Source organism: Caldivirga sp. UBA161 (genome assembly GCF_002506515.1).
Lineage (GTDB): Archaea > Thermoproteota > Thermoprotei > Thermoproteales > Thermocladiaceae > Caldivirga.
In genome coordinates, this window is record NZ_DAXS01000068.1 from 1,661 (window position 1) to 28,392 (window position 26,732).

Genomic DNA, 26,732 nt, shown 5'->3' on the forward strand with positions numbered 1-26,732 from the left:
GTATAAGTGATAGGGTTATTCATGATATATTAACTACATTGAAGAATCACTCAATAATTAATAATGACCTTGAATTCACAGACCCGATAGTGAAGGAGGCGGCTGAAATGATTTAATATTGCATTACCTAGGATTTCGTTTAAGCGTAGCTTTATAAGGGGTTTATTTGAGGGGATTGCAATGCCTAGGATTAAGGTTAAGGGCATTAAGTTGAATGGTAACTACATGGAGGTTATGGTTGAGGGCGAGGATTACACGGTCATGTCACCGCTCTTAACCTACATTCTCCAGGATCCTGAAGTTGAGTTCGCAACGTTTGATATGGATCACCCATTGCTTAGGAACATTACCCTTAAGATTAGGACTAAGGGTAAGGATCCACTTAAGGTCCTTGAGGATGCAATTAATAGGATACTTAGTGATATAGGGGAATTGGAGAATAAACTAATGCCTCAATTGGGTGTTGGAAATGCTGAGGCTGAGAAGGGGCAGTAGGCCTAAGGTTTACATTATTGAACCCAGCCCCAATTGGTGTGCTGCAGTGCTTAGAGCTAATGGTGTCGAGTTCATTGCCAAGAGGGTGAATAATAGTGAGGTTTCAGTGAGCACCTACCTAGGTGAATTCACTGAAGCTGAATTAATCAGAGTCATAGCTTAACCTATTGGTGTTGATTCCCCTTAATATAGCCACAACTCAGCCTCCGCTGGCTAATTTACCCAGGAAGTAGGCGCTTCCCCTGGGCCTCCTACTTAAGGTCACTGGGTCGCATGCAATTAGGCCAAACTTAGCCCCATAACCCATCTCCCACTCATAGTTATCAAGGAGGCTCCAGTATAGGTAACCCATTACCCTCTCCTTAATTGCTATGGTTAAGTGCTTCTCAATATAGGTTATCCTATCCTCATCATTATCAGTGGCTATACCATTCTCAGTAATCATTATTGGCTTCCCTATCCTCCTAACTAACCTAATAGCCCACCTTAGGCCACTTGGGTTAATTACCCAACCCCTTTGATTCTGCCTTGAGGTTACTAATTCACCCATGGTTAATGGATTGAACTTAACCTTAGCTATGGCGTAGTAATTTAACCCAACGTAATCCAATTCACCAACCTCACCGCCACTAAGCCAATCAGGTAACTTCCCCTTGGCTAAAGTGTTCACTATCATTCTATTGAGTATGTAATTCATACCCACAGCTAACCCCCAATCCATTATTGATAATCTTGAGGCTGGTTTAGCGGGCATAATATGTATAATTAACCCAACTTGATTACTTGGCTTCTTAATTAATTCATAAGCTCCATCACTGGCTTTAAGTAGGTTAACGAGGGCCCTCCACATGTACTCCATATTCATCATGAATGGTGGGAAAACACCCAGTAGGTACGCTAGTATTGGGTATAGGTTAATTTCATTAATTGTTAACCAAAACTTAACGCTATCACCCACTGAATCCACCACATACTTAACGAAGTCCAGGAAGTACTTCACGTTATCCTCCTTAACCCAACCACCCTTCACAGTGAACCACATTGGGTTAACGAAGTGGTGTAGGGTGATTATGGGTTCCATACCGTGACCCCTAATTTCCTTAATCATATCCACGTACCTATCCATTGACTCATCATCAACCTTACCTTCACTCGGCATAATCCTATCCCAGGCTATGGATATTCTAAGCGCCTTCAACCCAAGTGAGGCAGCTAACTCAATATCACTCCTATACCTATTCCAGAAGTCGCATGCTGAGCCACTCCTAGGCAACCTATCCCCCTCGTAATGCCACCAATCAGCATTAACATTATTCCCCTCCACCTGGTACGCTGATAATGCTGCACCAATCATGAAGCCGCTTGGTACCTTTACCTTACTCATTTCAGGTCAACGAAGGATACGTAGGTTATAAATCTCTTCCTAACCTCCTCCTTATCCTTCTCAATAACGTAAAGCTTCTGGTAGCCATCTTCCTTAAGTGGTATAACCATTACACCACCTACTGCTAATTGATTCAGGAGGGGTTGAGGAATGGTGGAGGCTGCTGCTGTAACTAACACTGCATCAAAGGGGGCGTGTTTAGGTAACCCAAGCTTACCATCACCCTGATACACCTTAACCATACTGCTGAAGCCCACATGAATTACATTAATGGCCGCATATAAGGCGATGAATGGGTCAATTTCAACACTGTAAACAACACCATCCTGAATAGCCTTAGCGCATACGCAGGCTTGGTAGCCTGTTCCGGCACCAACCTCAAGAATCTTCATACCCCTCCTAGGTTTAATTAGTTCACACATCATTGCAACCATGTGGGGGGCGCTTATGGTCTGCCCCTTCATTACTACTAATGGTGTATCCTGGTAGGCGTAATGCCTAATGTAATTGGGTATGAACAAGTGCCTAGGTACGCTTAACATTGCCTCCTCAACCTCCCTACTGACTATGATGCCGTCAGCCTTAAGATCATCTATAAGTCTCCTCCTGGCTTTCTCAAAGTCATTCAACTCCACGCAGTTATAATTCAGTAATCCTAAATAAACATACCTCTTACAATCTACGTTAAACTATAGATTTATTACCAGGTTAAAGGATTATTAAGTATGGTTGAGAATATACCTCCTGAACCAATTGACATTAAGGATAGGATTAAGAGGAGGATGAGCACTTGCAGTGGGCCCGGTTGTAGTAACTTCGCCATATGGTTTGGTAATGAATTAGCTAAGTACCTTTGGAACACTTGGAGGGGTGAATTGAAGGCTCGGGGTATTGATTGGGTTAGCTTCCTTAAAATGCTGAGCGAGTATAATTCACTAATAGTATCTTGGGCCATTAAGGATGAGTTAAAGTGGAGTGAACTTGCCAGCAAGCTTTACACAGCCATAGTTAAGGGTAGTAGGAGGGGTGATTTAACTCAATTCATGTAGGTTTCGGGCACTGAGGGAAGTATTAAATACGCATGATTTAAGTGAAACCTATGGTTAGGACTAGGAGCAGGTTCCTGGTTAATAGGGCTCTTGCAATAATAGCCTACGTATATGGGTGGAGGATTGCCAGTAGGTTAAGCAGCATGGATATTGAGGTTGAGTACTATGATGCGTTAAGGAGGATTAAGCATGTTTACGTTAATGGTAAGGTAGCCTTCAGCATTAGGGCTAGTGATGGGTTACTAATACCAACCCTCTATGGGGCATCATTAGTGGATTCATGGATTAAGGTTAATAATGAAACAGCCCAATATGTTAAGCAGGGTAGGAGTATTCCGGTTAAGGGCGTTATTGAGGTTAAGAATGCTGTTCAAAACATGGATGTAGCCATTATTGATGAGGGTGGGAATGTAATAGGTGTAGGTAGGCTCTTAATAATGCCTGAGGAGGCCAGGACTGTTAGTAGGGGGTTTATTGTTAAGACTAGGCACCATGTTAAGTTAATTAAGGGCTGAATCTTTTTATATTCTTTTTGTTCACGTAAAATGTGGAAGGCCTACTGATGCCTAAGGGGTCACTAATGGTAAGCTTGGTGTTCCGAGAACCGTAGGGTCATGGCATAGGTGGATGTATTAGATTAGTGGTTAGCTTAAGGTGAATAGGGTTATTAATCATGAATATACACTAGCCTTATCTTACTATTACTGTTCCCCATAAGTTTAACGAAACCATACCTTATGAATTGCATTACTGTTCCCTGCTCCAGCTTAGCCACGGTTGGTTCAGCAAGGCCATTATCCACTGTTACTTGGCCGACGTTAACTGGGACTATTACCTCAGCATTAACAGCATCAACAGGCACCCACTGCACTATTGGTGCCTCACTCCTCCTAGCATCCTCCACGCTTTGGCCTATGAAGTCGGCTTCAGCCTCATTACCACTAACGTTACTCACCTTAATGTTACCAAGCCCCAGTAACCTCATAATTAATCCTGGCTTAACATCGCTAGCCTGCACGTAAACCTCAGCGTAGCCTCCCTCGCCAGTAATCTTAATTACCCTAAACCCTCTTTCAGGGTATGAGGGGTGCATGGGTATTTTAGCCTCAATTAAATCACCCACACCCTTAAGCCTTAACTTAACAGGGTTCTTAACAAACATGTACCTATTGGCTAATGGCTCTATTATACGCCTATTATAGGCGTAAAGGTTCTTTAGGCTTATTGATGCATCAGTCTCCTTAATGCCAACGAATAGTATTAGACTCCATATAGCCTCCGGAGTAATCCCCCTATTCCTTAAACCAGCCAGGGTTGGTAGCGTTACATCATCCTTAGTTAAGTTCAGCTTCTTCAATATACTCTTACTCAGCTTCAAGCCCTCTATTTTAAGCCTACCGAAGTGTATTGTGTATGGCTGCTCCCAGCCAAAGGCCTTAAACACGTAGTACTGCTTAACAGTATTAACCCTATGTTCCTGTGCCCTGAGCACGTGGGTAATGCCCATTAAGTGGTCATCAATGGCTACGGCGAAGTTATACGTAGGCCACACAACATACTTATCCCCAACCCTTGGGTGAGGGTACTTATGTGCGTCTATTACTCTGAAGGCTACCCAATCCCTAATACTGGGGTCTGGGCTACTTAAATCAGTCTTAACGGCCACAATAGCCTCACCCTCATTGAACGCGCCATCAAGCATCTTATCGAAAAATTCAAGGTTTCTAGAGGATTCAGCCTCCCTAGTTAAGCATGGCTTACCCTCAATCTTAAGCCTCTTCCATTCATCAGGTTCACAACCACTACCCTTAGCGACTACGTATGCTCCCCCAATTTCAATAAGCCTCCTGGCGTACTCATAGTATATATTCATCCTATCTGATTGAATATACTCCTCATCCCACTTAACCCCAAGCCACCTTAAATCCTCCTTAATAGCGTCATAGGCATCTAATAAGGGTCTCTTTATCCTTGGGTCAGTGTCCTCAAACCTGAGGATGAACCTTGAGTCCTTACCCTTATTAGCATACTTAAGCTTGTAGGCGTAGTTAACTATGGCTGGCCTAGCGCTACCAAGGTGTAGGTAGAAGTCTGGATTTGGGGCAAACCTGAACACTAATTTACTTAACTTATCAGCATCAGGCAACTCAGGTAGGGACTCAATATCCCCCCTCCTCTCCTCAGTACTCTTCCTAGCACCAAGAGCCTCAGGCCACCTCTCCTTAAGTATCCTCCTCTGCTCATCCAATGTTAGTGAGTTAACGTAATTAACCACTTCACTAACAACCTCCACCACCTGCCTTGCCTTGCTCCTTAATTCGGGGTTATCCGCAAAGATTTTACTTACAACTGCCTTAACATCAGCCTTACCATTAAACCTAACTGCATTAATTAATGCATGCTTAAGAGCTAAATCCCTAACATCACTCTCCACTCTTAATCACCACCCTTAACCACTTGCTAATTCCCCCTTAAAAAGGTGGAGGTTGGGTTAATGCATAATAATGCTTCTTGATCCTATACATGAGCTAACACCCTTAGATAAAATATCATTAATTAATTCCTTGGTGGTTTCGGTTAAATTCATGTTAAGGGCATTATTTAAATCAATGAAAAGTACCTCAGCAGCATCACTTGAAGCCTTAAGTGAACCCCCCTTAACGTTAATTAAGTAATCCAGTAGTATGAAGTGGTACTTAACGTTACCCTCATCATCATGCTCCACGTATTGGTAAACCCCAAGAAGCAGGCTAACTTCACCCTTTAATCCAGTCTCCTCCTCAAGTTCCCTAACAGCTGCATTGCCCGGATCCTCACCTGCATTAACCATACCACCAGGTATGCTTAACTTACCTTTACCTGGTTCATTAGCCCTCTTAACAAGGAGTATTTTACCATCATTAATCACCACTGCACCAACTCCAACTAAGGGATATTTTGGATACTGCCTGCTCATTTAATACTTAACTTATTAGGGTTAATTAAACTTATTATGGGTTTAGTCTAAAATCACCTTGCCTCCCTTTAACTTACCCCAACCAACAATCCTCCACCTCCCCATCACTTGCTTAATTACAACTAACTTAGCCCCCTCTTGAGCGCAGACCCCCCGCCTGAGGTCTATTGATGCTGAATCACCTCTGAAGCCCCTAACAATACCCATTACTGAGGCTGACCCAATAATAATCATTACTGGTTCCCCAACCTTAAGTGATGAATCCACCCCCCTCCTACTTATTAAGTGGTACTCGATGTCAATGCTTCCGTAAACTGGGGCCAGTTTACCAGGCTCCCCAACAACACTACCCACTAGTGCATCAGCCTTAGTTAATGCCGGGTCAAGTAATGTACCAATACCCACTAATCCACCTGGCCTTGCCTCCTCGATTAATTGATTTCCAATGGCAATACTAGTTACCTTGGTTCTAATAGGCATGTACTTATCCCCAAGTTTAAGACCTGGCCTAATCTCAATCTCATCATTAACTCTAATCCTACCCTGAAGCAATGTACCACCTATTACACCACCCATGAGCTTACTTGGTGGTGTACCAGGCTTATTTACGTTGAAGCTCCTTAAAATGTACATTATGGGTGGTTTACTTAAATCAATCACCTTGGGTTTAATAACGTTATTTAAGGTTGATGCTAACGCATCAATGTTTACCTTATGAAGAGCTGACATTGGTATTATAGGCGCTCCCTCAGCCCAAGTACCCTTTATGAAGTTCCTTATCTGCATGTAATTCTCAATAGCCTTATCCCTATTAACTAAGTCAATCTTATTTTGAGCAATAATAAGGCTCTTAGTATCCATTATGGTTAAAGCTATGAAATGCTCCTCAGTCTGTGGTTGGGGGGCTTGCGTTGAGGCGTCAATAACCATTAATGCGCCATCAACGAAGGAGATCCCACTAATCATGGTTGAGAGTAAGACTTCATGGCCAGGTGCATCAAGTATTGATATTCTCCTAACAAACTTGGCCTCAGAACCATCTGGGCATTTACCATCTTTAATTAGCCCAATGGGGACTATTGGGTATTCTCCACCACACTCGTATAAATCAATGTTAGTGTAGCCCAGTTTAATAGTCATAGCTCTCTTAATCTCCTCACTATGCCTAGCAACCCACTCACTACTGAGTGCTTGAACTACCGTCGTCTTACCATGATCAACGTGGCCGGCTGTTATTACTATTGAATCTGGGTAAGTGTATTCCTGCATCTCAATCAGCCAATGATTCTTACCTTAAAAACTTTAACCTACTTAACTTAAATCCCTATTTTAAGAATATTCATAGTTTAGAATCCACTACTTGAGGGGGCTCATTTATTAATGAGGCCATTAACCCAATTAAGCTTTATGGGGGCATTTTAAGATTAATGGCTAAACATAGTACATTGCACTAGGCCGCACTTGGATTAGCCCTAATGTAATCGTGGATGCCTATTCTGTAATTAATGAGAGTGTATTTTCAGGAAAATTAAGCGTGTGCTGGCTTGCCTTCGAGTGATGCGTTAGTAATAATGAACCTCCATGAGTACTCCCCAGTTCTCTTAACGTAACCCTCTACCTTAATGCTTTTTCTAAATAATGGGGCATCAATAACGAAGGTTTCTGCCTCACCTCCTTCAAAGGCTGGATTAAAGCCGTACCTCTGCGCTAATTCAACAATATACTCTAGGTCTGTTTTATCTAAGACCTTACCCAGTAATCGTGGGTCAAGGCCGTAGGCATCTATTGAAGTTATCATGAATCTTAAACCAGCCTCATGAAGCTCCATGAGGTATTTAGCCTGATTCTTCCTCCAGAGGGGGGAGTATGCCCTCATATTCAATTCCTCTGAAACCATATTAATGTTCATTCTCTGGTAATCTGAGAGTAAAGCTCCAGTAACTACCCCGGTAACTCCGCATTCACTAATAGCCCTCTTTAAGGCCCTCCTTAAGTCAACTAATTCCTCATCCCTAACCCCACTGGTCGCTTCAATTATCTGCCTAATCCCCATGGCTTCAGCCTGAAGCCTAGTATACTCAACTGCTGGCCTATGGAACATCCAGGAATCCTCCCTACTAGGCATTAAAGTAACCAAACACTTAACGTCGAAACCATGCATGATAGCCCAATGAATAGCGTATGTTGAATCCTTACCCCCTGAAAATAAGGCGCAAACAGGCCGCATTCATTATCTCCGCTTTAATCATTTACCTAATGCCCGCGATGTAAATTCAAATGAAGGCATCATAAAACAATACCTGTAACTCCTCATATGCATTTGCATTACAGCCAATTATGTTGTTATTGGTGATACGAAAAGTACAGTATCTCCCCTTATTACAACCATACCCCTCTTAATGGATGTCTTAGGGTCAATTATCTCCTCAGTGTTATCCAGCAGCAGGTTCATATGCTGGTCATAATTCTTCAAGGTCCCCCTTATGGTTGTACCATCCCTTAGCTTAACCAGTACTGTACTCCCAACCACGGAGCTTAATTCATCCTGAACGAATTTCATACACCTACTCGCCATAATGCTGCCCTAGTTTAGGTTTTTAATAAGTTTTGTTCCAGCTAAAGCATGTTACCTAATAAATGACCCTTAAGTAGGGGTGAGCGTTAATACACATAAAATTAATATTACTGAGGCAGTGGATTGAATTTAGAGGATTATGCTGAGGCTTCATAAACTTGCGCTGGGTGGTACATTCGATACAATACATAGTGGGCACATTATGATACTTTACACTGCAGCTAAGTATGGTGAAAGAGTACTTATTGGTGTTACTAGTGATGAGTTCGCCCAATCATATAAGTCTTATAAGGTTAAGCCATTTGAGGATAGGGTTAAGGCACTATTAACGATGTTAACTAGGGAATTGCAGGTTGATAAGGATAAGGTTATTATCTCGAAGATAAGTGACCCATATGGACCTGCGGTATCTGACAGTAGTATAGATGGTATAGTTGTTAGCCTGGAAACATTACCTAGGGCATTTGAAATAAATAATATTAGGGTTAAGAATGGCTTAAACCCGCTAATAATCATATCTATACCAATAATTAAAGATGGCTACGGGGTAAAACTCTCAAGTACCCTAATAAGGAGTAAACTGAAGGATGCCAGGTAATTAAGTCATCTAAGTTACAATGATGTTCATTCACTATTATTGTGTTTTTCTTAATAATATGCTAGGTCCAAGTATACTTAAGCCTAGGTAATTATCCATGTGCATTTCCCGATCAACTGCTTAACATGATTTTTCATAATTTTTACACGTAATCAGCATTATAATCAATGCGTAGCCCATCCAGCTGACCTCGCCATAAATAGCGAAGCTCCCCTGGGCACCAAGGTTACCCTCTTTGATGAGGGCTAATGAGCAACTCACCTCCCCAAATCTACTTAAAAATCTCGCCCTGCCTTGGATGGTGAAGTTCATTGCTCTACTATCAATGAAGATGAGGCAAGAATACCCACCGCATGGGCATTAATTAATGAAGTTAAGGGCTTAATTTCCTAGTATCTACTCCTCATTCCTACGACCCTCACCCATTGTTCATTAGTCTCCTTAAACCCTCCGGCACAGGAATATCCCAATCCTCAAAGGCAGATAGGATGCTTAAAACCCTTGGATCATTAATACTGTATTTCCTAGTTAACTCCTTAACATGAGCCTTATTCACAATTCTCTTAGCGTAGCCAATATTATAGTCAGGATGGAGCCTTGGTAAATTATCCCAAACCCATTTAGCCGTAATTGGGAATGCATTAAGAATCGTATTGAACATGAGCCAGGCTATGAGCCTTAATTCACCATATGCACCTAAACCAGTCCTCAGTGGTAGGAAGTTAATGAGGAATTCCCTCATATTCATGCTTACCCAAATCCTCTGGGCTAGGGCATTGGGTAGGATTAACCTAGCGTAATCAATATCTATGCTGGTTAGTAATTCACTATACGTGTTAGTTAAGCCCTCTAGGATTGGGGTAAGTTTACTGGCAAGGCTTAATGGCACTATGAATCTGAGGTTCCCCGGCCTTGAGTAATCCACGAACCTGGTTGACTCCTGCCAGTAGGAAGCTAACCTATGCCTAACAAGCTCATGAGTGCAAGCCCTAGAGCATTCGATAAGCCACTGGGCACCAAGGAACTCAAGCACATTATAATGCCCGTACTTGAGGAGTAGCCTAATCCTATTTTCTAGGCTCATCCTATTACCATGCCTATACAGTATATTGGGCATACTGCCTATATCCTCCTCACTACCCCAAGTCCTAATCAATTGAACTGAAGGCTTAATTAATTGCATTAATTGCCATCTCCCCACTACATTTTTTAAAAGTACACCAGGAGTTAAGTGGTTCCTCATTTTTAAAGTAATGCTAAGCTAAGCTTGGGTATTTGGAAAAACTTTAAACACCCAACGTGTGGCTGAAGTAATCACATGAGATTAGGCAGTAAAATAGTGATTACGATAATACTGGTGGTATTGGTAATTGGCGTAAGTATTGTATTAATTCACGTTAGGAGCCATGTTCCTAAGGTAGGGGGATTAAACCTAGGTAACTGCACCTTCTCAGGTTTAGTTAATCCAACATACCCATATAATATACCGCCCTCAGCATCATATCTACTGCTCAGTAACTGGGTGAATATGAGTGCCTTAATATCCACCGGATTCCCTATTTTTGGATTAAGCCAAAATGGTGGGTTAGCTACAATGCCCACATCATTAAGGTGGCTTATGATTAAGGGAGTTGGGTTAGTTAACGTAAGCCTATACGTTGAGAATCTCGGTAATATTCATGAATCCTACCTCACATTAAACAATACAGTAATTATAAGGGGTACTAATGGGTGGGTTGAATTCGCCATACCCCCATACACTAATGCAGTTTTAATTATCCAAAACTCAACGGTACCATTAAGTTACGTTATTGAGGCTATAGGTAATTATGGATATGAACCCACTAAGGGCGGCATAATCATTAATGGTGAGCCAAACATAACAGTTTATTCACCCGGTTCCTCATTTGGCGTTAGCGTAATGTATAAGTCAATCCAAGTTACCGTGAAGGCTAGTGGGTTCAGTTACATTGAGTTAATGATTAATGGTAAACCCAGCCCCCTTCAATACCTACTAAGTATTAATAATGAGAGGGTTAATTCATGGCTCATGAAGTCGAGGAAGCCAAACATAAGTGGCTGCCTACTCAATGAATACTACTTAAGCCTACTCTTAATTAAGGATTCACAAAGCCCAATAACCGGTGGATTCGCTGCGTCGCCTGAACCAATTTACCTATACACTTGGGTTAGGGATTCTTCATTTGATGCAATGGCCCTTCAGGAATCAGGGCATTATAATTCAGCATTAGAGTACTGGCTTTGGATGGCTAGGGTTCAGAATAATTCAGGGACCTGGTTTACTAGGTATAGTTTCTTCAATGGGGATCCTGACTACGGGTATGGTATTCCTGAGTATGATAGTGTTGGGTTGTTTCAAATTGGGGTTTACCAGTACTATGAGTTGACCCATAATGAATCCTTTATAAATGATTTAATCCCAGTAATAAATAAGTCACTGAATTGGGAGTACAGGGTCATTAATAATAGTGGTTTAATACCTCAGGACTTAAGCATATGGGAGGATTTATATGCCTACAATTTCTGGACTCAGGCAGTGGATTTAGATGGATTAGTTGCATCATATAGGCTATTCAGTGAATTGGGGTATAATACATCATGGATACTGGCAATGATTAATAAATTGAATAATACAATCCAACACTACTTCTACCTTGGCGGTTGTTACGTTAGGGCATTAAGGCCAAGTGAAGTTTATTACCAGGGTAAGATCCAAATCACCTTAACACCAACCAGTGTGATTTATGATTCATCAGTAATACTTCCCATTGACCTTGGATTAATAAATCCATTAAGCAGTAGAGCAGTAAATGCAGTTAACTGTGTTATTGATAATTTATGGAATAGTAAGGTTGGTGGCTTAGCTAGGTATACTAATGACATTTACCATTACGCAGCTTACCTATACGATAGTAGTGGCCAAAGCCCACCCTGGGTAATAACAACACTCTTCCTTGCACTTTACTATGAAGAGGTAGGTAACTATACTGCGGCATTAAATTTAATGAACTGGGCAATTAACCACACTGAATACGGCCTATTGCCTGAGGCTATTGATCCAAATTACGGTAATCCACTTCCATCAACATCCCCATTAATTTGGTCAGCTGCAATGTATGTGTTAGCTGCGCTTAATTATAATCAAACCAGCGTCAATCATGGTTAAACAGCAATTGGGCTTATCCTAATTAATGATGCATCATATTAATATGAGGCTAATACTTGTAGTTATCAGGAATACAGAAAAGCTTAAAGAACATGTAATGCAGTTAGGCTTAGGTTATGAGTGCTGTATTAGCATTAATTACTAAGAATGGTAGCCGTAAGGGGGTTGTCTTCAGGAGAATGATGGAGTCAACACTGCAAATACCCTATAGGTCTGTTATACTCATTGATGATAGTGATAATGATGAAACAAGGCTTATGGTTAAGGATTTCACTGACTCACATGGGAAGGAACTTTACGCCAGTAGGTCAAAGTTATATAACTATCATAAACCAACTAGGGCTACTGGTAGGCAGACTGCCATAGATTTATTCTTAAGTAACTTCAGTGAGGATATTCTCATTCAACTTGATGATGATGTCATACTTAGAGATGGATGGTGGAGTGAGGCTTTACATGCCTTTACTGATGATAGTGTTGGGATGTTTTACGGAATAACCTATGATGTTAATAGCATTGATGAAATTAACTTAAAGCATGTTACAATTGATGGTAAAAGGCTTAAATCATTTTTAACAACATTCCTGGAGAGGGGGAGAACTAATGATATTGCATTAAGGAGGGATGCCTTAAAGGCTATTAGGGAGAATTATGGAATAATTCCACCTGAGCTGCATCTTTATGAGGATGCATGGTTAATGAGGGCTCTTCAATGCTTGGGTTGGAGCATTTTCATTGGATTCACTGGAGCTATTCAGCATGATCCTGTGAAAATGAGTCAAGTTACTGCGGGAATCATGAATGCTTCAATTGATATTAAGTACATTAAGATAGCTTCAAGGTATGGCGTAATCATGTCCATTAATGTGGCTGATGATGTAGTTAAGCTGCTATCACCAATAGCGTTGGCGCCTATTCTAGCAATTAGAAGAATGATGAGCTACGGTTTCCGAAGGGGCTTAAGTATGGCGCTTACTGAAAGTTACGTGAAATTGCTTTACAAATACGCCAAGGTGAAGGGGAGTTTAGGCTTCTCATGCAGTAAATTAAAGTACTCAGGATGATGAATGCCTTAAAATATCTGAGGTGTATTGTTAAGCTATGAGAGTACTAATATATTGGTCAATTAATGGGATTGGTGGAGCGCAGAGATTATATGTAATGTTAGCTAAGGCACTAATGGAATGCGGCGTTAATGTTGATATATTGACTAATAATAGAATTAATTTAAAGCTAATTGAGATGATGCATGGGGTAAGGCTTAATGGCATTAATGTAAGGATGGTGAGTAGTATTCCATGCTCTAACTCATTATGTGGATTAGTTAATTCCACTATTAGGTTTCAGGAGTTAATTAACATTATTAATGAATATGATTTAGTGTATCTTGATGACTTATACTTATCGCGGCTTATTAAGCACAGCGGCATAATATTCTACATTCATGGATATATTGATAGAAAGAGGCCAATTGCACCATTAGCTAAACCCCATAGAATGTTACCCCTAGCTATTCAAGCCTTAGGATCAAGCTATGATATTATTAAGAATGCTAAATTCGTCTTCGCAAATAGCTATGTCACCGCATACATTACTTACAAGACTATTGGGATAATGCCGAAGGTACTTCACCCACCTGTTGATGTTAAGTTAGCTGGCAAATATAGGAGTAGTATTAGGGAGGACGCCGTAGTGTCCTTTGGTAGGCTTGGTTCAGCAAAGGGTCATGAATTAGCGGTAATGATTATCAGTAAGTTGAGGGAAAGGGGGATTAAGGCTAAGGCGTATATAATGGGTTCTGTGGAAGACATTTCATCTAGGATTTACGCAATCAGCCTACTTAAGCTGGCTGAGGAACTGGGCGTTGCAGGGCAAGTTAGGCTTATTCTTAATCCAAGCCTTGCTGAATCATATAGTGTGCTTGGTAGGTCAAAGGTCTTCATTCATGGTAAGCCACATGAACCCTTCGGAATAGTTGTTGTTGAAGCCATGGCCACAGGTACTGTACCTGTTGTACCTAGATCAGGGGGGCCTTGGCATGATATAATCAGCTACGGTAAATATGGGTTAGGTTACAGTACCCTTGATGAGGCTAGTAATGCTGTTGAGTATTTATTGGGGGGTGGCTTTAATGATTACTCAAAGCTCGCAATGGAGAGAGCTAGTGAATTCTCATATGAGAAATTTAAGGATAGGTTATGCAGCATAATTACTTAACCATGATTTAATGCACATTTAGCCATCACGTATACCAACTAATGGGGTATGATGCCTTAGGTAAGATTAACTTCATTACACCTACCATTACTGTATATTATTGCCTTACTGTATCCTGGAGCCTTGAGTACTGATTCATTACGTTCAAGGATCCTCCCATCACGTAGCCTAATTCTCCCATTACCATAGATCCTTAAGTCACTCGTAGTAGGTATTATTGAGTTCTCCCTAATGAATAACGGGAACTCCCTATTACTCTCAATCCAAGTCGGCCCCTCATACTCTCCACAACTCCACCAATCAACCCAATTACCCTTAGGTAAGTAAATTCTCCTTGATTCACCATATATTTGAGGAGCATAAAGTAGGCCGCCGCCAACCATGTATTCATCAATAATGTGGTACGCATCTTCATCATCTTGAAAGTGGTAGACTAAAGGCCTAATTATTGGGTGGCCAGTTTCATGAGACTCCTGCACAAGGGCTAGTAGGTATGGCATGAGGCTCCTTCTCAACTCAATAACCCTCTTAATGGCGTTAGTGTAATCGCTCCTAAGCATATAGGGCTCCCTATCCGGATTACTGCTGGTATGGCTTCTAAAGAAGGGGAAGAATAACGCTGCCCTATAATACTTCACAAGTAGCTCACCTTGATCAGCATAGGGCCTATACCTCCTTAAATCACCCCTACCTATGAACCCACCTATATCGCATCCGAAAAATGGTATACCGGATATGCTCATTGACTCCATTAACTGTAATTGAAGTAATATGTCATCCTGTGATGGAGTATTGTCAGCCGACCAGAGGAAAGCGTACTTCTGTATTCCAGCATATCCAGCTCTAGATAATATGAATGGTTTATCATGGCCAGCCCTTTTAAGGCCTTCATATGTTGCCATTGCTTGAAAGTATGGGTAAGCATTCCTTGCTAATTCATGCTTAACCCTCCTACCATCATCAAGCTTATGCAACACACCCCTATCAATAGACCACTCCCTCTCTCTAGCGTAATCAGTGGGCTCATTCATGTCTAGCCAAATACCATCAATACCATACTCCTTAACCCAACGCTCAATGAGGCTTGCCCACCACTCCCTAGCCTCCCTATTAAAGAAGTCTGGGAAAACAACCGCACCAGGCCAACCCCTGCCAACATATAATTCACCATTAGGTGTTTCACAGTATTTACCTAAGCCACTTAGGAATACTTCATAATTCTGATCAAGCTTAATCCAGTGATCAACAATAGTAATTAACCTAACACCCCTACCGTGAAGATCTTCAGCTAATTGCCTTGGATTAGGGAACTTAACCCTATTCCACGTGAATAGTTTACCGGAGTCCATGTACTGTAGGTCAAGGTATATTGCACTTGGTTTAACATTAAGCTTATCATGCTCATTAATAATCCTAACAACCATTTCCTGAGGCTCATAACCGCAGCATCTTGAAATTTGGTAATCAAGGGCCCAGTCAGGTGGATCAAGGGGCTTACCGGTAATACTAGTGTAATTCTCAATAACCTCCTCTATACTAGGCCCTTTAACAACATATAGCTCAACATCACCATGAGGCACAATTACGTTAACCTCATCATACTTAGATAAACCAATATCAAATATAAGCTCGGCTGGTGAATTTACAAAGAGGCCTACTGCTTCACCATTCCTAACACTTATGAGGAATGGTATTGATGCGTAAAGTGGGTCGCTGTACCAACTGTATGGTGCTGAGGCTGATGCATCAAGATTCCACATCCTAACCCTAACCCTCCTCCTATCGAGTTCATAAGCCTTCTCACCAAGCCCAAGCACATGCTCCTTAAGGTCAAGATCCTTACTTATAATTAATCCACCCTCCTCCCTAATCCTAATTAAGTGACCAAGAAGCTTAACCTCATGGCTCAACCCCTCATACTCACCAATAATCCTCCCAGCCTTATACTCGAAGTTAACTATGGGTCTGGGTTCATTAACGAGTATTCTAAAAGCTAACTCATTCTCCTCAATAACCACTTTCACACGTCTTAGGTTACGTACACCTTTTAACTATTCTCCTGGTTGCCAAGTAGCTCCACTAATTCACTTACCCTGGCCTTAACATTGGCTAATTTCTTGCTTAACTCCTCATTCTGATTCCTAAGCCTAATGTTTTCCTCTCTAAGCTTATCATAATCTTCCTTAAGCTTCCTAAGCTCCTCCTCAACCTTACTGCAGGATTCAGTAACCCTAATTTTATCACTCCTAACCCAGTAAATTACTTGACTATTTTCACGAACCCACTTCAATTCACCTGCATCTAAATCAAGGTCAAGCTCCGTTAGTATTGCGAAGACATCACCCTTACCAATATTGTACTGCTTAATGGCTTCATTGAAGAACCAGTCCCTAATATCTTTATACACTTGATTAAGTGACTTCCTGAATTCACTCTTATTCCTTAATTCATTAAACTTAGCCTCCCCCTCCTCACTACCTAGGCTTGATCTTAATCCATTAGCCACTGCACCAAATACTATTCTGAAGAAGTCTGGCCTACCGCCTTTACCATGTTTGCCGAATAATTTCCCAGCTGATGTTTTCCCTGTGGATAACTTTATCTTAATGATTCGCTTCCCAGCTTCAGTAACTAATTCTGAGGTTACGCTCTCCCTCTCAACCTCCTCTTCACTTGGCATAATTATTATTACGTAAATTTACTTATAAATCTATCTCCAAAGATAGGTGCATGTAGGTCTTCAGTAATGAAGCCTAACTTACTGATGCCTTAATTCATATTTTAACGGCATTAATTACGCCATCCTGACCTGGGCGGGATGTTACAACAGCCCTACCCACCTCAGTCTCTATTACAGTGCCCTTAACTATTATCCCCCTCTTCATGAAGTCGCTGTTAGCTGGGGATTCAATAATCCTAAGTATCTTAACCACCTTACTGGCGCCACTACTCTTATCGAAGACATTCGCGTAACTGGCCTCACTTAACCTAATCTTAACATTACCCCCAGTAACCCTCTCAATTAGCCTCTTCTCCCTATTGCTAAGCCTAGTATTGGTGGGTGGGCCACCCCCCAGAGCCTTCCTCTTAACCCTATATGGCCTAGCCCTGAATCCACCCGTCACCTTCTTACTATCATTACCCTGGTAAAAGGCAGCTAACTTAGCCATTACCAAACCGTCTATGAAGGGCCTTTTAAAGGTTAGCCTCCTTAATAATTCAATACCCCAGGCTTAAGCATGCAATGGTTTTAGTATATTTTTATGAATATTTCCTGTATGATTAATCGATAATCCTTAATAAGGAGTTATTGTGGGAAGTATACGTGTCCCTCAGGAGGATCGGAGTCATACTACATGTGGCTAAGGATGGCTTAATGGTTGCTAGGGTTAATTCAAGTAAGGCCGATAGGCTCGTAGGCCTAGTAACAGTGGACTACTCAATGAGGAGGATAGGTATTATTAAGGATATAATAGGGCCGATTAACGCACCCTACGCTTTAATTAAGCCTATTAAGGGCCTGAACGCTGCTGATTATACTGGTAAGCAAGTATACGTTAGGGATATTGATTACAATAAGGTAATGAGGAGGTGAATTAGCATGAATAAGTGCCCAGTATGCGGTTCAAGTGAATTCATTTACGACGAGTATAGTGGTACGGTTTACTGCGCCAAGTGTGGTTACGTGTTAAGTGAACATGAGATAGATAAGGGGCCTGAGTGGAGGGGGGTTGATAAGAATGGTAGGTCACTGTCAAGGGCTAGTCCAGTAAGTGTATCATCACCTGGATTCAACATGTATGTTAATATAGTTAGCATCAGTAGGCCTAAGTTTAAGATAATACCATCATTATCATTATTCAACTCAAGTGAACGCAATGTAATGATGCTTAGGTCAATAGCCAAGCAGGTTATAGCTAATGCTGGCTTACCTGAATCAATACTAGATGAGGTTGTGTTGAACTATAGGTTATTGACTAAGATGAATTATAGGGGTAAGATTAAGGAGACCGCGGTGGCTTTAGTTTATATAGCATGTAAGAAACGTAACCTACCATGCACCATGAAGGACCTACTCAGGAATAGTGACGTTGATATTAAGGGCTTTAATAAGGCGTATATGCGTATAGCTAATTTAATGAACATAAAGGGTATTTACAATGATGAGCAATTAATCAACATGACCTTAAGGATAATTAACATGATTAACGTTAACAGTAATATTAAGCATAGATTAATGCTACTGATAAGGAATATGATAGATAAGGGTAAGGCAGCAAGCCTATTCAATGGTAAAACATTCGCATCGTCAATAGCAGCCATGGTGTACTTATCCTTACTAATATATAATATTAAAATTAGGCAAAAGGAAATAGCCTCAATAGCCGGTGTTACGGATGTAACAATAAGGAATAGGTACAATGAGTTATTGAAACGCTTAAACTTCAGGATAACCATTTAAAAGCACCCTATATTAAGCCTTACTCAGTTAGCCTTACGAATGTACGCATTAACTGCATTAATGCATTCGCTACGTGGGGCCTGTAATGGTATTTACATAAGTGGTGGATTATTGAACAGGTATGGCGGCCTCAATGAGGTTGCTGTACAAGTATTGCTGGGTAGGTTAAAGGTGTGCAAGGGCTCTAGGAGGGGGTTAGCCCTAGTGATTATTGATGACTTACCAATATTAAGTAATTTAGGTACTAATGATGCTGACTGTTTTATTGATCATAAATGCAGCGAATTAATTGCATGTAATGCTACAATGCCTGAATACCCGCAGTTCGTAATTGATGTATCATTATGGAGAAGGCACACTAAGGGGGAATTAAGGAGCTTAATAATACAGTTGATGCAATCGCTTAGGGAACTTAGGAGGTATTTGTGGGATGGTAACCTCACCGTGACGGGCATTGATCAAGACTTCATGGATATACTCCGTAAATTCGCCGGCAATATTAATACAACCGCAAGATTCCTAAGGAGCATACCACCCAGTTACTTGAAGTCAGCAGTGATGCTTGACCCATATGGGGATGTTGAATTAACCGAGGACATCATTAAGTCAACTAACGTATTCATAATTGGTGGCATAAGTGATAGTGAAGTAATTAGGAAGGGTGAAACCTTTGAACTATATAAAAGCCTAGGGCTACATGAACTTAACATACCTAGGGTTAAGTTAACCCTGAGGGGGGTGTTGACTGGTGTTCCTGAAAGAATAAATAAACTAGTGTCAATAATACTAATGGTTAAGTACAGTGGCTATAATCTTGAGGACGCCGTAATAGCCAATCAATCTAAGGCTGATAAGATTAATAGGCTTAATAGGGAGTTAAGCATGTTGAGGAATATTGATTCAGGTACTTTAGGTAATTTATTAACTTGGCTTGGTTTAATTCCGTGGGATAGTAAGGTTATGTCCGCGTTAAGGAGGTATGGATTACTTTCCAGCAATTAGTGGAGGCGCTTTAATTCATTCTATGTTATTATGTACTCATCCCCCCTCTTCTTTATTAAACCAGCGTAAGCTCCCCACTCTGATAACAGTATTGTTAATAAATCCCTTATTCCAGGTGCCTTAAATTCGCTGTAACCCTTGTTAACCAAGGCCATTATTAGCTTCTCCAGTGGGAAGGGTTCATCCTTACCTATCTCTATTGCGGTCTTAAATGGCTCAATATTAGATATTAATTCACGTAATATTCTTCTCCGTTCAGGTATTTTTGAGCCTAGGAATTTAACACCAAGTTCAGTAACAACTACGTCGCCGTTAGTTAACTTTAGGAATCCTAGGTATATGGCTGCGTTTAAATTAGGTATTATGTCATCTAGGTCAGCATCCATATGCTGGGCCACTGCGTAAATGTCGGCCTTTCCCCCAAAATCATTAAGTATAGTGTCTATTAACCCAATTACATCTGTTAACCTCGAATCCAGCGGCATTATTAGGCTTCTTTGCCCCATACATTATCTAGTAGTTTAACTGCGCTGGCTTTATTTATGAACCTTTCGCAGAAATAAACATAGACCTTCCTCCCTCTTTACTCCTAATAATATCCACCCACACATTATCCTTAACGAAGCTTGGTAAGTTTAAACCCTGTTGACCGCCGTCGGATTCACCATCATACCCATTACTGCAGTTGTAGGTATTAATACTGGTAATGAGCTTCTTTAAATCCATTATAGCGTTAATCAATTGAGCGTAATTATCCTTAATTAACTTAATCTCACTCATTAATGAATTAAGCACTTCACTTACACTACTTAACTCTAGGTTGCTTGCCGACGGGGGTTGATTAATACTTACTGTGAAGCTTAGGTTAATTAATGCTGCCGCAGGTGGCTGTGCATTAGCATCACTGGACTTAGTGGATTCTTGAACCTTCTCAACATTACTTACATTATCTCTTGAATAAGCCCTGTACTTTGATAAGGCCTTATACACTGTGTTTATTGATATACCTAACCTTTGAGCTATCTCCCTAGGCTTCAAACCCTGCCTATAATACAAGTCTCCCACCGCTAACTCAGTCTTAGTTAACTTACCCATGATTATACAACTATAGTTATGATTCAGAGTAATAATAATTTATTGTTTAAAAAACATGAAATACCCTTATATTACCTAGCTACACTACGGCTCCTAGCCAGTAATACCAGTAATATTATAATAAGTATTAGCACCACGTAAAATAGTATTGAGGCCAACTTATTAGGTATCAGTAGGCTAACGAATTGCTGTGATAGTGATGGGTTAACGTGAACCGTGAATTCATCATTCTGAACCATTGGTATTAATGAACCAGTCTGATTCCATAATAACGTTAATGTGACTTTATAATCCCCTGGATTTATACCGTTCTGAACATCAACCATGAAGACAACTTGCTTCTCCTGCCCCGGCTTCAAATCACCTATAAATAATGTACCAGCCGTTAATGCGCTAAGTGGGTTACTACTACTCACGTGCGGTTCAATTACCCCTTGCCCATTTAAAATAACCTCAACATTCTTAGCTGTTACGTTACCATTATTAACTATCGTTATGTAAAGTGGTACATTACTATCACCTACACTTAAGTCACTGGTTGCGTTAATTATGAGTATATTAGCCTTGGGTTTAATGACCAATGGTATAGTGTAAGTCTTATTGAAGCCTGTTCCATTAATTATAAGCGTTAAGTTGGCTTGAACAGTGCCATATATGTTATTAGCCGTAGATAGAATGAAGTTAACGGGTATAGGTTCACCAACAGGTAGGTTGCCAATATTAATGGCGCCATTTGATGGATTAATTACACTAATGTACTTATCACCAATTAGCGTAATCTTTACATTCCTAGCCACAGCAGTACCTGAGTTACCTAAGTATACTGTTAAAAGCAACTCAGGGTAGCCTGGGAATAAGTTGGGTGGATTAGTGTAATAGGATTCAACAATAACATTGGGGACTCCAGTGACTATAATGGGGATCCTCCTAATTGTTAATAAGCCACCACTGTAAGTTAATGTTAAATTCGCGTAATATGTCCCGGCCTTAACGTTAGTTACATTAACCATGAAGGTTACGTAGACTGGAACGCCAATGGGTAAGTCGCCGATTGTTGCATTACTGGTTAATGCTATGAATCCTGCTGGTAACGATACATTAGCCTTAACATTCATGGCAGGAGCTGTACCAGAATTAACTATAATGAACGTTAATGGTACAGCACCGTAACCTGGACCAACAGTAATGGGACTGCTTGGTGAACCCCATACAGTACCCTCACTTATTAGTTTTGGCTCCCCTGAAACAACAATGGGGACCCTTAGCGTTGATTTAAGCCCATTATTATACGTTAACGTTAAGTTTGCGTAGTAGGTGCCTGGGCTTACATCAGATACATTAACAATAAATACTGCATAAACCGGAATACCCACGGGGGCGCCACCTATTGTTGTGAAGTTGACTAGCGTTGTGAAGCCTCTTGGTAATGATAATGTGGCATTAATGTTAACTGCATTAGCGGTACCGGAGTTCACTATGGTTACGAATAATGGGACAATACCGTAACCAGGCCCCACTGCAATGGGGTTGCTTGGTGAACCCCAGCCTGCGCCCTCTACAACAAGCCTTGGTTCACCTATGATTGGTATATTAACCGTAATCACTTGTGTTGCATTGGAGAAGTAATGTAGGATTACTTCACCATTGATTACACCAACTGGAGCCTTATTGGTTATGTTAACCAGGAATACCGCGTAAACAGGTGTCCCAGGGGGTACGTAACCTATGTAACTCCTATTAATTATTGGCACTAACCCATTACTTAGGATTATTGTTGCTGATGCATTGGAGGCCATGACATTACCAGTGTTGAGTATTGGTATAACTAAGGGCAGGATACCTATACCCGGCGTAGCCTCAATGGGGTTGTTAATTGAACCCCACGTTGGTAGGCCTGGGTTAAACTTAACATAGCCTAACACTGGTATAGTTATATTGAAGGTACTGCTGGCGCTTCGTGGCGTAATAATCATGCTTCTATTCACTATTACCTCGCTTAGCTCAACATATGTTGCATTAACCTTAAGCTCATAGACTCCGTTGCCGGCGCTTGGATTAATATTAATTAACTCAGTTATGTTAATGCTTGAGCCAGGTGGCAACACTGGTATTGTTACCTTATATGAACTATTGAAGTAATTATATGGCCCAAAGGGGTAAGTGAAGATTGGTTTAATGGTTATATTGAATAATGCGCTTTCACCATTATTAATAATTGATAATACTAATGGCACCGCACTCTGGCCTGGTGCGGCAAGTACGCTTACTTGACCTGTAACCACCAGTGCATTGGCCACGTTAGTTAATAATATGAGCGCAGCCACCATTAACGTAACCATTGTTATCTTAACGTTCATAGAAACTCCGATATCGGATGCGTTTAAAAACCTTTCTAATATTCAAATACATATCGAACTCAAGCAATGAACTTAAACTCAGAGGCGGGCATTTATGCTTGAAATATAAACTTATAAACACCTAGATAGTGTACCAATACGTATATGGAGTCTAAGCTATTGGTTAACAGGGTATACGAAGAGTTACTTAACGCCATAATTCAAGGTAGGTTTAGGCCTGGGGAGGCCTTAAGGGAGGATCGGATAGCCTCAATGCTTGGAGCCAGTAGAACACCGGTTAGGGAGGCCTTAGCTAGGCTTGAGAGGGAGGGGTTTGTGGTTAAGGATGGGAGGAGTTATGTTGTTACTCCTATAACTAAGGATGATGTTGTGCAGCTCTATGAGGAGAGGATACCGCTTGAGGCCATGGCTGCTAGGTTGGCTGCAGTTAGGGCTACTGAGGATCAATTAATTAAAATGGGTAATGCAATTGATATGATTAAGGCTGAGGTTATGCAACCTAATCCTAATCCAGTTAAGTTGGCTGAATTAAACGGTGAATTCCATGAACTTGTAGCTGAGGCAAGTGGTAACAAGTTCATTGCAGCTACGCTTAAGCAGATTAGGCTTAAGCTCAAGATAGTTAGGGTTAACATTTTCACAAGCTATAGTAGGAGGCTGGAGGAGGCTAAGGAGCATGGGGATGTTTATGAAGCTATAAAATCAAGGAACCCTGAGGCAGCCTTCGTGAAGATGCTTAACCATGAGCAGAATGTCCTAGAGTACGTTAAGAATAATGTCCTACCATACTACTTCTAATGGCTAAGTACAGTATATATGGGGAGGCACTACCTATGTAGTGGTCTAAGCCCACGTTCTTACCCTCAATGGCGTCTATTCTAGAGCTTTGATTCCAAGGCTCCAGTCTTGATATTGTATCCCACTCCTTTTTAGCAATCTCGAGGCCTTCATTAACCATACCCCTAAGCACCATGTGAGCGGCAACAGTGAAGCTTATCCTGGGCCAGCATGACCTCATTTGGCTTGATGAAGTATCAACTTCCCCATTAGGCTTAACCGCATTGGGCAGGCAATAGGGTGATGCCCTGTGGTTAAGCTCATATATTGATCTTAACGCTACCTTAACCTTATCCTCATCAACCACCGGTGGTAGTTTAAGGAAATCGCACCAGAATTGCCCAAGGAGTTGGCTATTCATGCATGATTCATTACTCTCCTTAGTTGATCTCCATGCTGCGAAGTAGCGGCCATTCCACATTGAATTTAATGTATCCTTACCCTTACTTAAACATGACTCATACTTATCACTAAGCCTCACACCAAGCACATCAGCTGACTTAATTAATGCTTGAAGTGCGCATAAGAATAGGGAAGCTATGTATGATGATGCGCCATACATGTTTGTCCCATCATAGGAGTTATCAAACCCACCCCTTGAATCAGGTATGCAGTCGCCATCATAATCCCTACTGATGAGCCAATCAACCACTTCCCGCATTTTATTGAAGTTCCTCCTTAAAACCTCAACATTACTTGTTATGAGGTAATCCCTATAAATCATGAGGATCCATGTACTCCCTAAATCATTCCACGGATATAGGTATGAGGCGCCGTATATTGGATCCTCAAGGCTCTCTTCCCCGAAGTCATGAGGGACCTCACCATTACTTATGTAGAATCCCAACAATTCATCCATTTTAACGGTTAAGTCAGGGTATAAGTCAAGTAAGGCGAAAGATAATCCATCCCATGTCATTGACCCTATGGTATTCATTAATGGCGCTATTGATAATGATTCATAAACAGCTAATCTACCGTCCTTAGTTAACCATGTTGATGAAGTCAACACATATAGGCTATTTAATACGGCATCCCTTAACCAACCATCAGCATCAATACTAAGAGGCCTTAGTGAACCACTGTTCTCCAAGGCATATTCAGCCACTTCCACCGCTGAGTTGAAGAAGTTCTCGTAGTAATGGCCGTATGGGTAATGATGCGGCCTTGAATTAAAGAACCAGGTGATGAAGAATAATGCCTCATCATCAATCCTCCTCCACACTACTCCAGCAATCTCTTCCCTGGCATATGGCCTTATGGAGTATCTTCCTTCATCCACTACTTTACCTAGCTTACTGAATACTGAAATATCTTCAGTCATACCACCCCTAGTAGGTACCCAGTAGGAGTAACCAGAGTAAGTGTGGCACCCTTTACAACCTATGAAGACCTCACCGTAAGCTGGGTCACTTTGCAGCGACCTTAAGTTCTTAAATAAAACACCATTAACCTTACCTATTATTGAGTAATTAACGCGGCCCCACCTCCTACTACCTACTATGTTTGGGAATGAGAATGCAACAGTGCCATTGCCCTTAACCCTGACTATTATTAATGGCAATGATGAATCCTTAACATTACCCTTAACAATGGGTGTATAGAATTCAATCTCACTTATTGGTAAATTACTGAACCTGTACTTAATCTTAGGATACTGAGCCTCAACCTCAATATTATCCACGTGCCTATACTGTGGCTTAACTTCAACATTCTTGCCTGGATTAGTTTGGAGAAAGAGTGGTTCCTCACCAAGTAGTACTACGTGGAATCCCCTAATCACCTTAAGTGGATTTAACCAATTATTCATTATCGTTACATTGCCTATTGTGAGATCTGGAAAGAACTCAATGGCACCTGCACCAATACCACCTAAGGGTAGTCCGCTGTTAAGATTTCTATTACTCACTATCATTAAATACCCTTCCGGATACTGGATTTTATGCATTATTATTTGAATAAGGGATTTAAGCCGGTTCTTAAGCCAACTAGGTGATGCTACTACCATTTTACAGGATTAAGAAGGAGCTTTGGATTGAGGCTTATTTAATAGGTAGGGTTGATGCGTTAGCTAAGGTTGGTTTAATTAAGTCATTTAAAACAAGTGGTGCAGATAACGGTGAATTAAAGCCCATACCCTATCAGGAGATTAGGAATATAATAAGTAATGACATTAAGTGGATTAATGATGCCATAAGTGACCTTGAGAATGGCTTAAAATTAAGGTTTAGGGATTATATACTAATCCCAATGTATAATCCAGGTCAATACATGGCTAAGGTTAACTTAAGCCTAATGGACATAGTGACCCTGCGGGTTGCTAGGAGAATATATGAGAATTTACTTAAGGTAATGCCTAAGGAGCCCCTAGGTGTCGGTTGGTTTAATGTAGCCCTGGAAAATGACATGGTTTTCATTAACGGTGAGTACGATGAAGCTTTAACTAATACTTACGCTAATAATGAAAGCTTAAGGAAGGCACTAATGGGGCTCTTATTGGGGGACCAGCAATAAGCAT

The 26,732-nt window shown here is 41.0% G+C and carries 28 protein-coding genes; 13 read left to right on the forward strand and 15 right to left on the reverse strand.

Translation table 11 applies throughout. The features are described 5' to 3' along the window. Positions 1-180 precede the first annotated feature (180 nt). The gene (locus BP896_RS07370; RefSeq protein ID WP_291767165.1) at positions 181-495 is read left to right on the forward strand and encodes a DNA-directed RNA polymerase subunit L; all 315 of its coding nucleotides are present in this window, start codon (positions 181-183) and stop codon (positions 493-495) included. Next, positions 470-658 (forward strand): hypothetical protein, encoded by a 189-nt coding sequence (locus BP896_RS07375; RefSeq protein ID WP_291767167.1) that lies wholly within the window; start codon positions 470-472, stop codon positions 656-658. Before BP896_RS07370 ends, BP896_RS07375 begins: the two co-directional genes overlap by 26 nt. A 36-nt stretch (positions 659-694) precedes the next feature. Here the strand turns inward: BP896_RS07375 and BP896_RS07380 are convergent, their stop codons facing one another. Both BP896_RS07380 and BP896_RS07385 read right to left on the reverse strand, forming a co-directional pair. Next, complete coding sequence (locus BP896_RS07380) at positions 695-1,879, reverse strand: glycoside hydrolase family 1 protein (protein WP_291767169.1); 1,185 nt, start codon at positions 1,877-1,879, stop codon at positions 695-697. Then, entirely contained in the window at positions 1,876-2,514 is a 639-nt protein-coding gene (locus BP896_RS07385; RefSeq protein ID WP_291767170.1) for a protein-L-isoaspartate(D-aspartate) O-methyltransferase, read from the reverse strand. Before BP896_RS07385 ends, BP896_RS07380 begins: the two co-directional genes overlap by 4 nt. 90 nt (positions 2,515-2,604) lie before the next feature. On the opposite strand from BP896_RS07385, the gene BP896_RS07390 reads away from it, so the two are divergent. Then, positions 2,605-2,928, forward strand: a complete 324-nt coding sequence (locus BP896_RS07390; protein WP_291767172.1) for a hypothetical protein — start codon at positions 2,605-2,607, stop codon at positions 2,926-2,928. A 50-nt stretch (positions 2,929-2,978) separates the two neighbouring features. Next, positions 2,979-3,443, forward strand: a complete 465-nt coding sequence (locus BP896_RS07395; protein WP_291767174.1) for a PUA domain-containing protein — start codon at positions 2,979-2,981, stop codon at positions 3,441-3,443. Positions 3,444-3,595: 152 nt separating this feature from the next. Here the strand turns inward: BP896_RS07395 and BP896_RS07400 are convergent, their stop codons facing one another. The 5 genes from BP896_RS07400 to BP896_RS07420 form a co-directional block, all read right to left on the reverse strand. Then, positions 3,596-5,362 (reverse strand): glutamate--tRNA ligase, encoded by a 1,767-nt coding sequence (locus BP896_RS07400; protein WP_291767176.1) that lies wholly within the window; start codon positions 5,360-5,362, stop codon positions 3,596-3,598. A 57-nt stretch (positions 5,363-5,419) separates the two neighbouring features. Beyond that, complete coding sequence (locus BP896_RS07405) at positions 5,420-5,884, reverse strand: NUDIX hydrolase (protein WP_291767178.1); 465 nt, start codon at positions 5,882-5,884, stop codon at positions 5,420-5,422. A gap of 42 nt (positions 5,885-5,926) precedes the next feature. After that, positions 5,927-7,153 (reverse strand): translation initiation factor IF-2 subunit gamma, encoded by a 1,227-nt coding sequence (locus tag BP896_RS07410; RefSeq protein ID WP_291767180.1) that lies wholly within the window; start codon positions 7,151-7,153, stop codon positions 5,927-5,929. A 259-nt stretch (positions 7,154-7,412) separates the two neighbouring features. Beyond that, positions 7,413-8,111, reverse strand: a complete 699-nt coding sequence (locus tag BP896_RS07415; protein WP_291767181.1) for a diphthine--ammonia ligase — start codon at positions 8,109-8,111, stop codon at positions 7,413-7,415. 108 nt (positions 8,112-8,219) lie between these two features. Beyond that, on the reverse strand, positions 8,220-8,459 hold the full coding sequence (locus tag BP896_RS07420; protein WP_291767183.1) for an LSm family protein: 240 nt from the start codon (positions 8,457-8,459) through the stop codon (positions 8,220-8,222). Between the two features lie 139 nt (positions 8,460-8,598). Here BP896_RS07420 and BP896_RS07425 point away from each other — a divergent pair, with 139 nt between their 5' ends. After that, complete coding sequence (locus BP896_RS07425) at positions 8,599-9,057, forward strand: pantetheine-phosphate adenylyltransferase (RefSeq protein ID WP_291767185.1); 459 nt, start codon at positions 8,599-8,601, stop codon at positions 9,055-9,057. Between the two features lie 418 nt (positions 9,058-9,475). Here the strand turns inward: BP896_RS07425 and BP896_RS07430 are convergent, their stop codons facing one another. Next, complete coding sequence (locus tag BP896_RS07430; protein ID WP_291767187.1) at positions 9,476-10,240, reverse strand: FAD-dependent thymidylate synthase; 765 nt, start codon at positions 10,238-10,240, stop codon at positions 9,476-9,478. A gap of 135 nt (positions 10,241-10,375) precedes the next feature. On the opposite strand from BP896_RS07430, the gene BP896_RS07435 reads away from it, so the two are divergent. The 3 genes from BP896_RS07435 to BP896_RS07445 all read left to right on the forward strand — a co-directional run bounded on the left by BP896_RS07435 (position 10,376) and on the right by BP896_RS07445 (position 14,461). After that, positions 10,376-12,244 (forward strand): glycoside hydrolase family 15 protein, encoded by a 1,869-nt coding sequence (locus tag BP896_RS07435; protein ID WP_291767189.1) that lies wholly within the window; start codon positions 10,376-10,378, stop codon positions 12,242-12,244. Between the two features lie 116 nt (positions 12,245-12,360). Then, positions 12,361-13,308 carry a glycosyltransferase family A protein gene (locus BP896_RS07440; RefSeq protein ID WP_291767191.1) on the forward strand — a complete coding sequence of 316 codons (948 nt, stop codon included), beginning with the start codon at positions 12,361-12,363 and terminating at the stop codon, positions 13,306-13,308. A 37-nt stretch (positions 13,309-13,345) separates the two neighbouring features. After that, positions 13,346-14,461, forward strand: a complete 1,116-nt coding sequence (locus tag BP896_RS07445; protein WP_291767192.1) for a glycosyltransferase — start codon at positions 13,346-13,348, stop codon at positions 14,459-14,461. Between the two features lie 56 nt (positions 14,462-14,517). Here BP896_RS07445 and malA read toward each other — a convergent pair whose 3' ends face one another. The 3 genes from malA to BP896_RS07460 form a co-directional block, all read right to left on the reverse strand. After that, entirely contained in the window at positions 14,518-16,485 is a 1,968-nt protein-coding gene (malA, locus tag BP896_RS07450) for an alpha-glucosidase MalA (protein WP_291767194.1), read from the reverse strand. 23 nt (positions 16,486-16,508) lie between these two features. Then, entirely contained in the window at positions 16,509-17,141 is a 633-nt protein-coding gene (locus BP896_RS07455) for a transcription factor (RefSeq protein ID WP_291767197.1), read from the reverse strand. A 94-nt stretch (positions 17,142-17,235) separates the two neighbouring features. Continuing rightward, a complete protein-coding gene (locus BP896_RS07460; RefSeq protein WP_291767199.1) occupies positions 17,236-17,631 on the reverse strand; it encodes a 30S ribosomal protein S8e in 396 nt (131 codons plus the stop codon). A gap of 155 nt (positions 17,632-17,786) precedes the next feature. Here BP896_RS07460 and BP896_RS07465 point away from each other — a divergent pair, with 155 nt between their 5' ends. From BP896_RS07465 to BP896_RS07475, 3 genes are read left to right on the forward strand one after another with little or no spacing between them, the layout of a single operon-like run. After that, positions 17,787-18,056 carry an H/ACA ribonucleoprotein complex subunit GAR1 gene (locus tag BP896_RS07465; RefSeq protein WP_291767201.1) on the forward strand — a complete coding sequence of 90 codons (270 nt, stop codon included), beginning with the start codon at positions 17,787-17,789 and terminating at the stop codon, positions 18,054-18,056. Between the two features lie 6 nt (positions 18,057-18,062). Next, the gene (locus tag BP896_RS07470; RefSeq protein ID WP_291767203.1) at positions 18,063-18,923 is read left to right on the forward strand and encodes a transcription initiation factor IIB family protein; all 861 of its coding nucleotides are present in this window, start codon (positions 18,063-18,065) and stop codon (positions 18,921-18,923) included. 60 nt (positions 18,924-18,983) lie between these two features. Beyond that, entirely contained in the window at positions 18,984-19,925 is a 942-nt protein-coding gene (locus BP896_RS07475) for a hypothetical protein (protein ID WP_291767205.1), read from the forward strand. A 20-nt stretch (positions 19,926-19,945) separates the two neighbouring features. Here the strand turns inward: BP896_RS07475 and BP896_RS07480 are convergent, their stop codons facing one another. The 3 genes from BP896_RS07480 to BP896_RS07490 all read right to left on the reverse strand — a co-directional run bounded on the left by BP896_RS07480 (position 19,946) and on the right by BP896_RS07490 (position 23,377). Next, a complete protein-coding gene (locus tag BP896_RS07480; protein ID WP_291767206.1) occupies positions 19,946-20,410 on the reverse strand; it encodes an AAA-associated domain-containing protein in 465 nt (154 codons plus the stop codon). Positions 20,411-20,465: 55 nt separating this feature from the next. Further along, on the reverse strand, positions 20,466-21,020 hold the full coding sequence (locus BP896_RS07485; protein ID WP_291767207.1) for a helix-turn-helix domain-containing protein: 555 nt from the start codon (positions 21,018-21,020) through the stop codon (positions 20,466-20,468). 71 nt (positions 21,021-21,091) lie between these two features. Further along, complete coding sequence (locus BP896_RS07490) at positions 21,092-23,377, reverse strand: COG1361 S-layer family protein (RefSeq protein WP_291767209.1); 2,286 nt, start codon at positions 23,375-23,377, stop codon at positions 21,092-21,094. 144 nt (positions 23,378-23,521) lie between these two features. Here BP896_RS07490 and BP896_RS07495 point away from each other — a divergent pair, with 144 nt between their 5' ends. Beyond that, positions 23,522-24,175 (forward strand): GntR family transcriptional regulator, encoded by a 654-nt coding sequence (locus BP896_RS07495; RefSeq protein WP_291767211.1) that lies wholly within the window; start codon positions 23,522-23,524, stop codon positions 24,173-24,175. On the opposite strand, the gene BP896_RS07500 is transcribed toward BP896_RS07495, so the two are convergent. Beyond that, on the reverse strand, positions 24,144-26,129 hold the full coding sequence (locus BP896_RS07500) for a GH116 family glycosyl hydrolase (RefSeq protein WP_291767213.1): 1,986 nt from the start codon (positions 26,127-26,129) through the stop codon (positions 24,144-24,146). The genes BP896_RS07495 and BP896_RS07500 overlap by 32 nt on opposite strands. A 77-nt stretch (positions 26,130-26,206) precedes the next feature. Here BP896_RS07500 and BP896_RS07505 point away from each other — a divergent pair, with 77 nt between their 5' ends. Next, entirely contained in the window at positions 26,207-26,728 is a 522-nt protein-coding gene (locus BP896_RS07505) for a hypothetical protein (protein WP_291767216.1), read from the forward strand. The last annotated feature ends 4 nt before the right edge of the window (positions 26,729-26,732 follow it).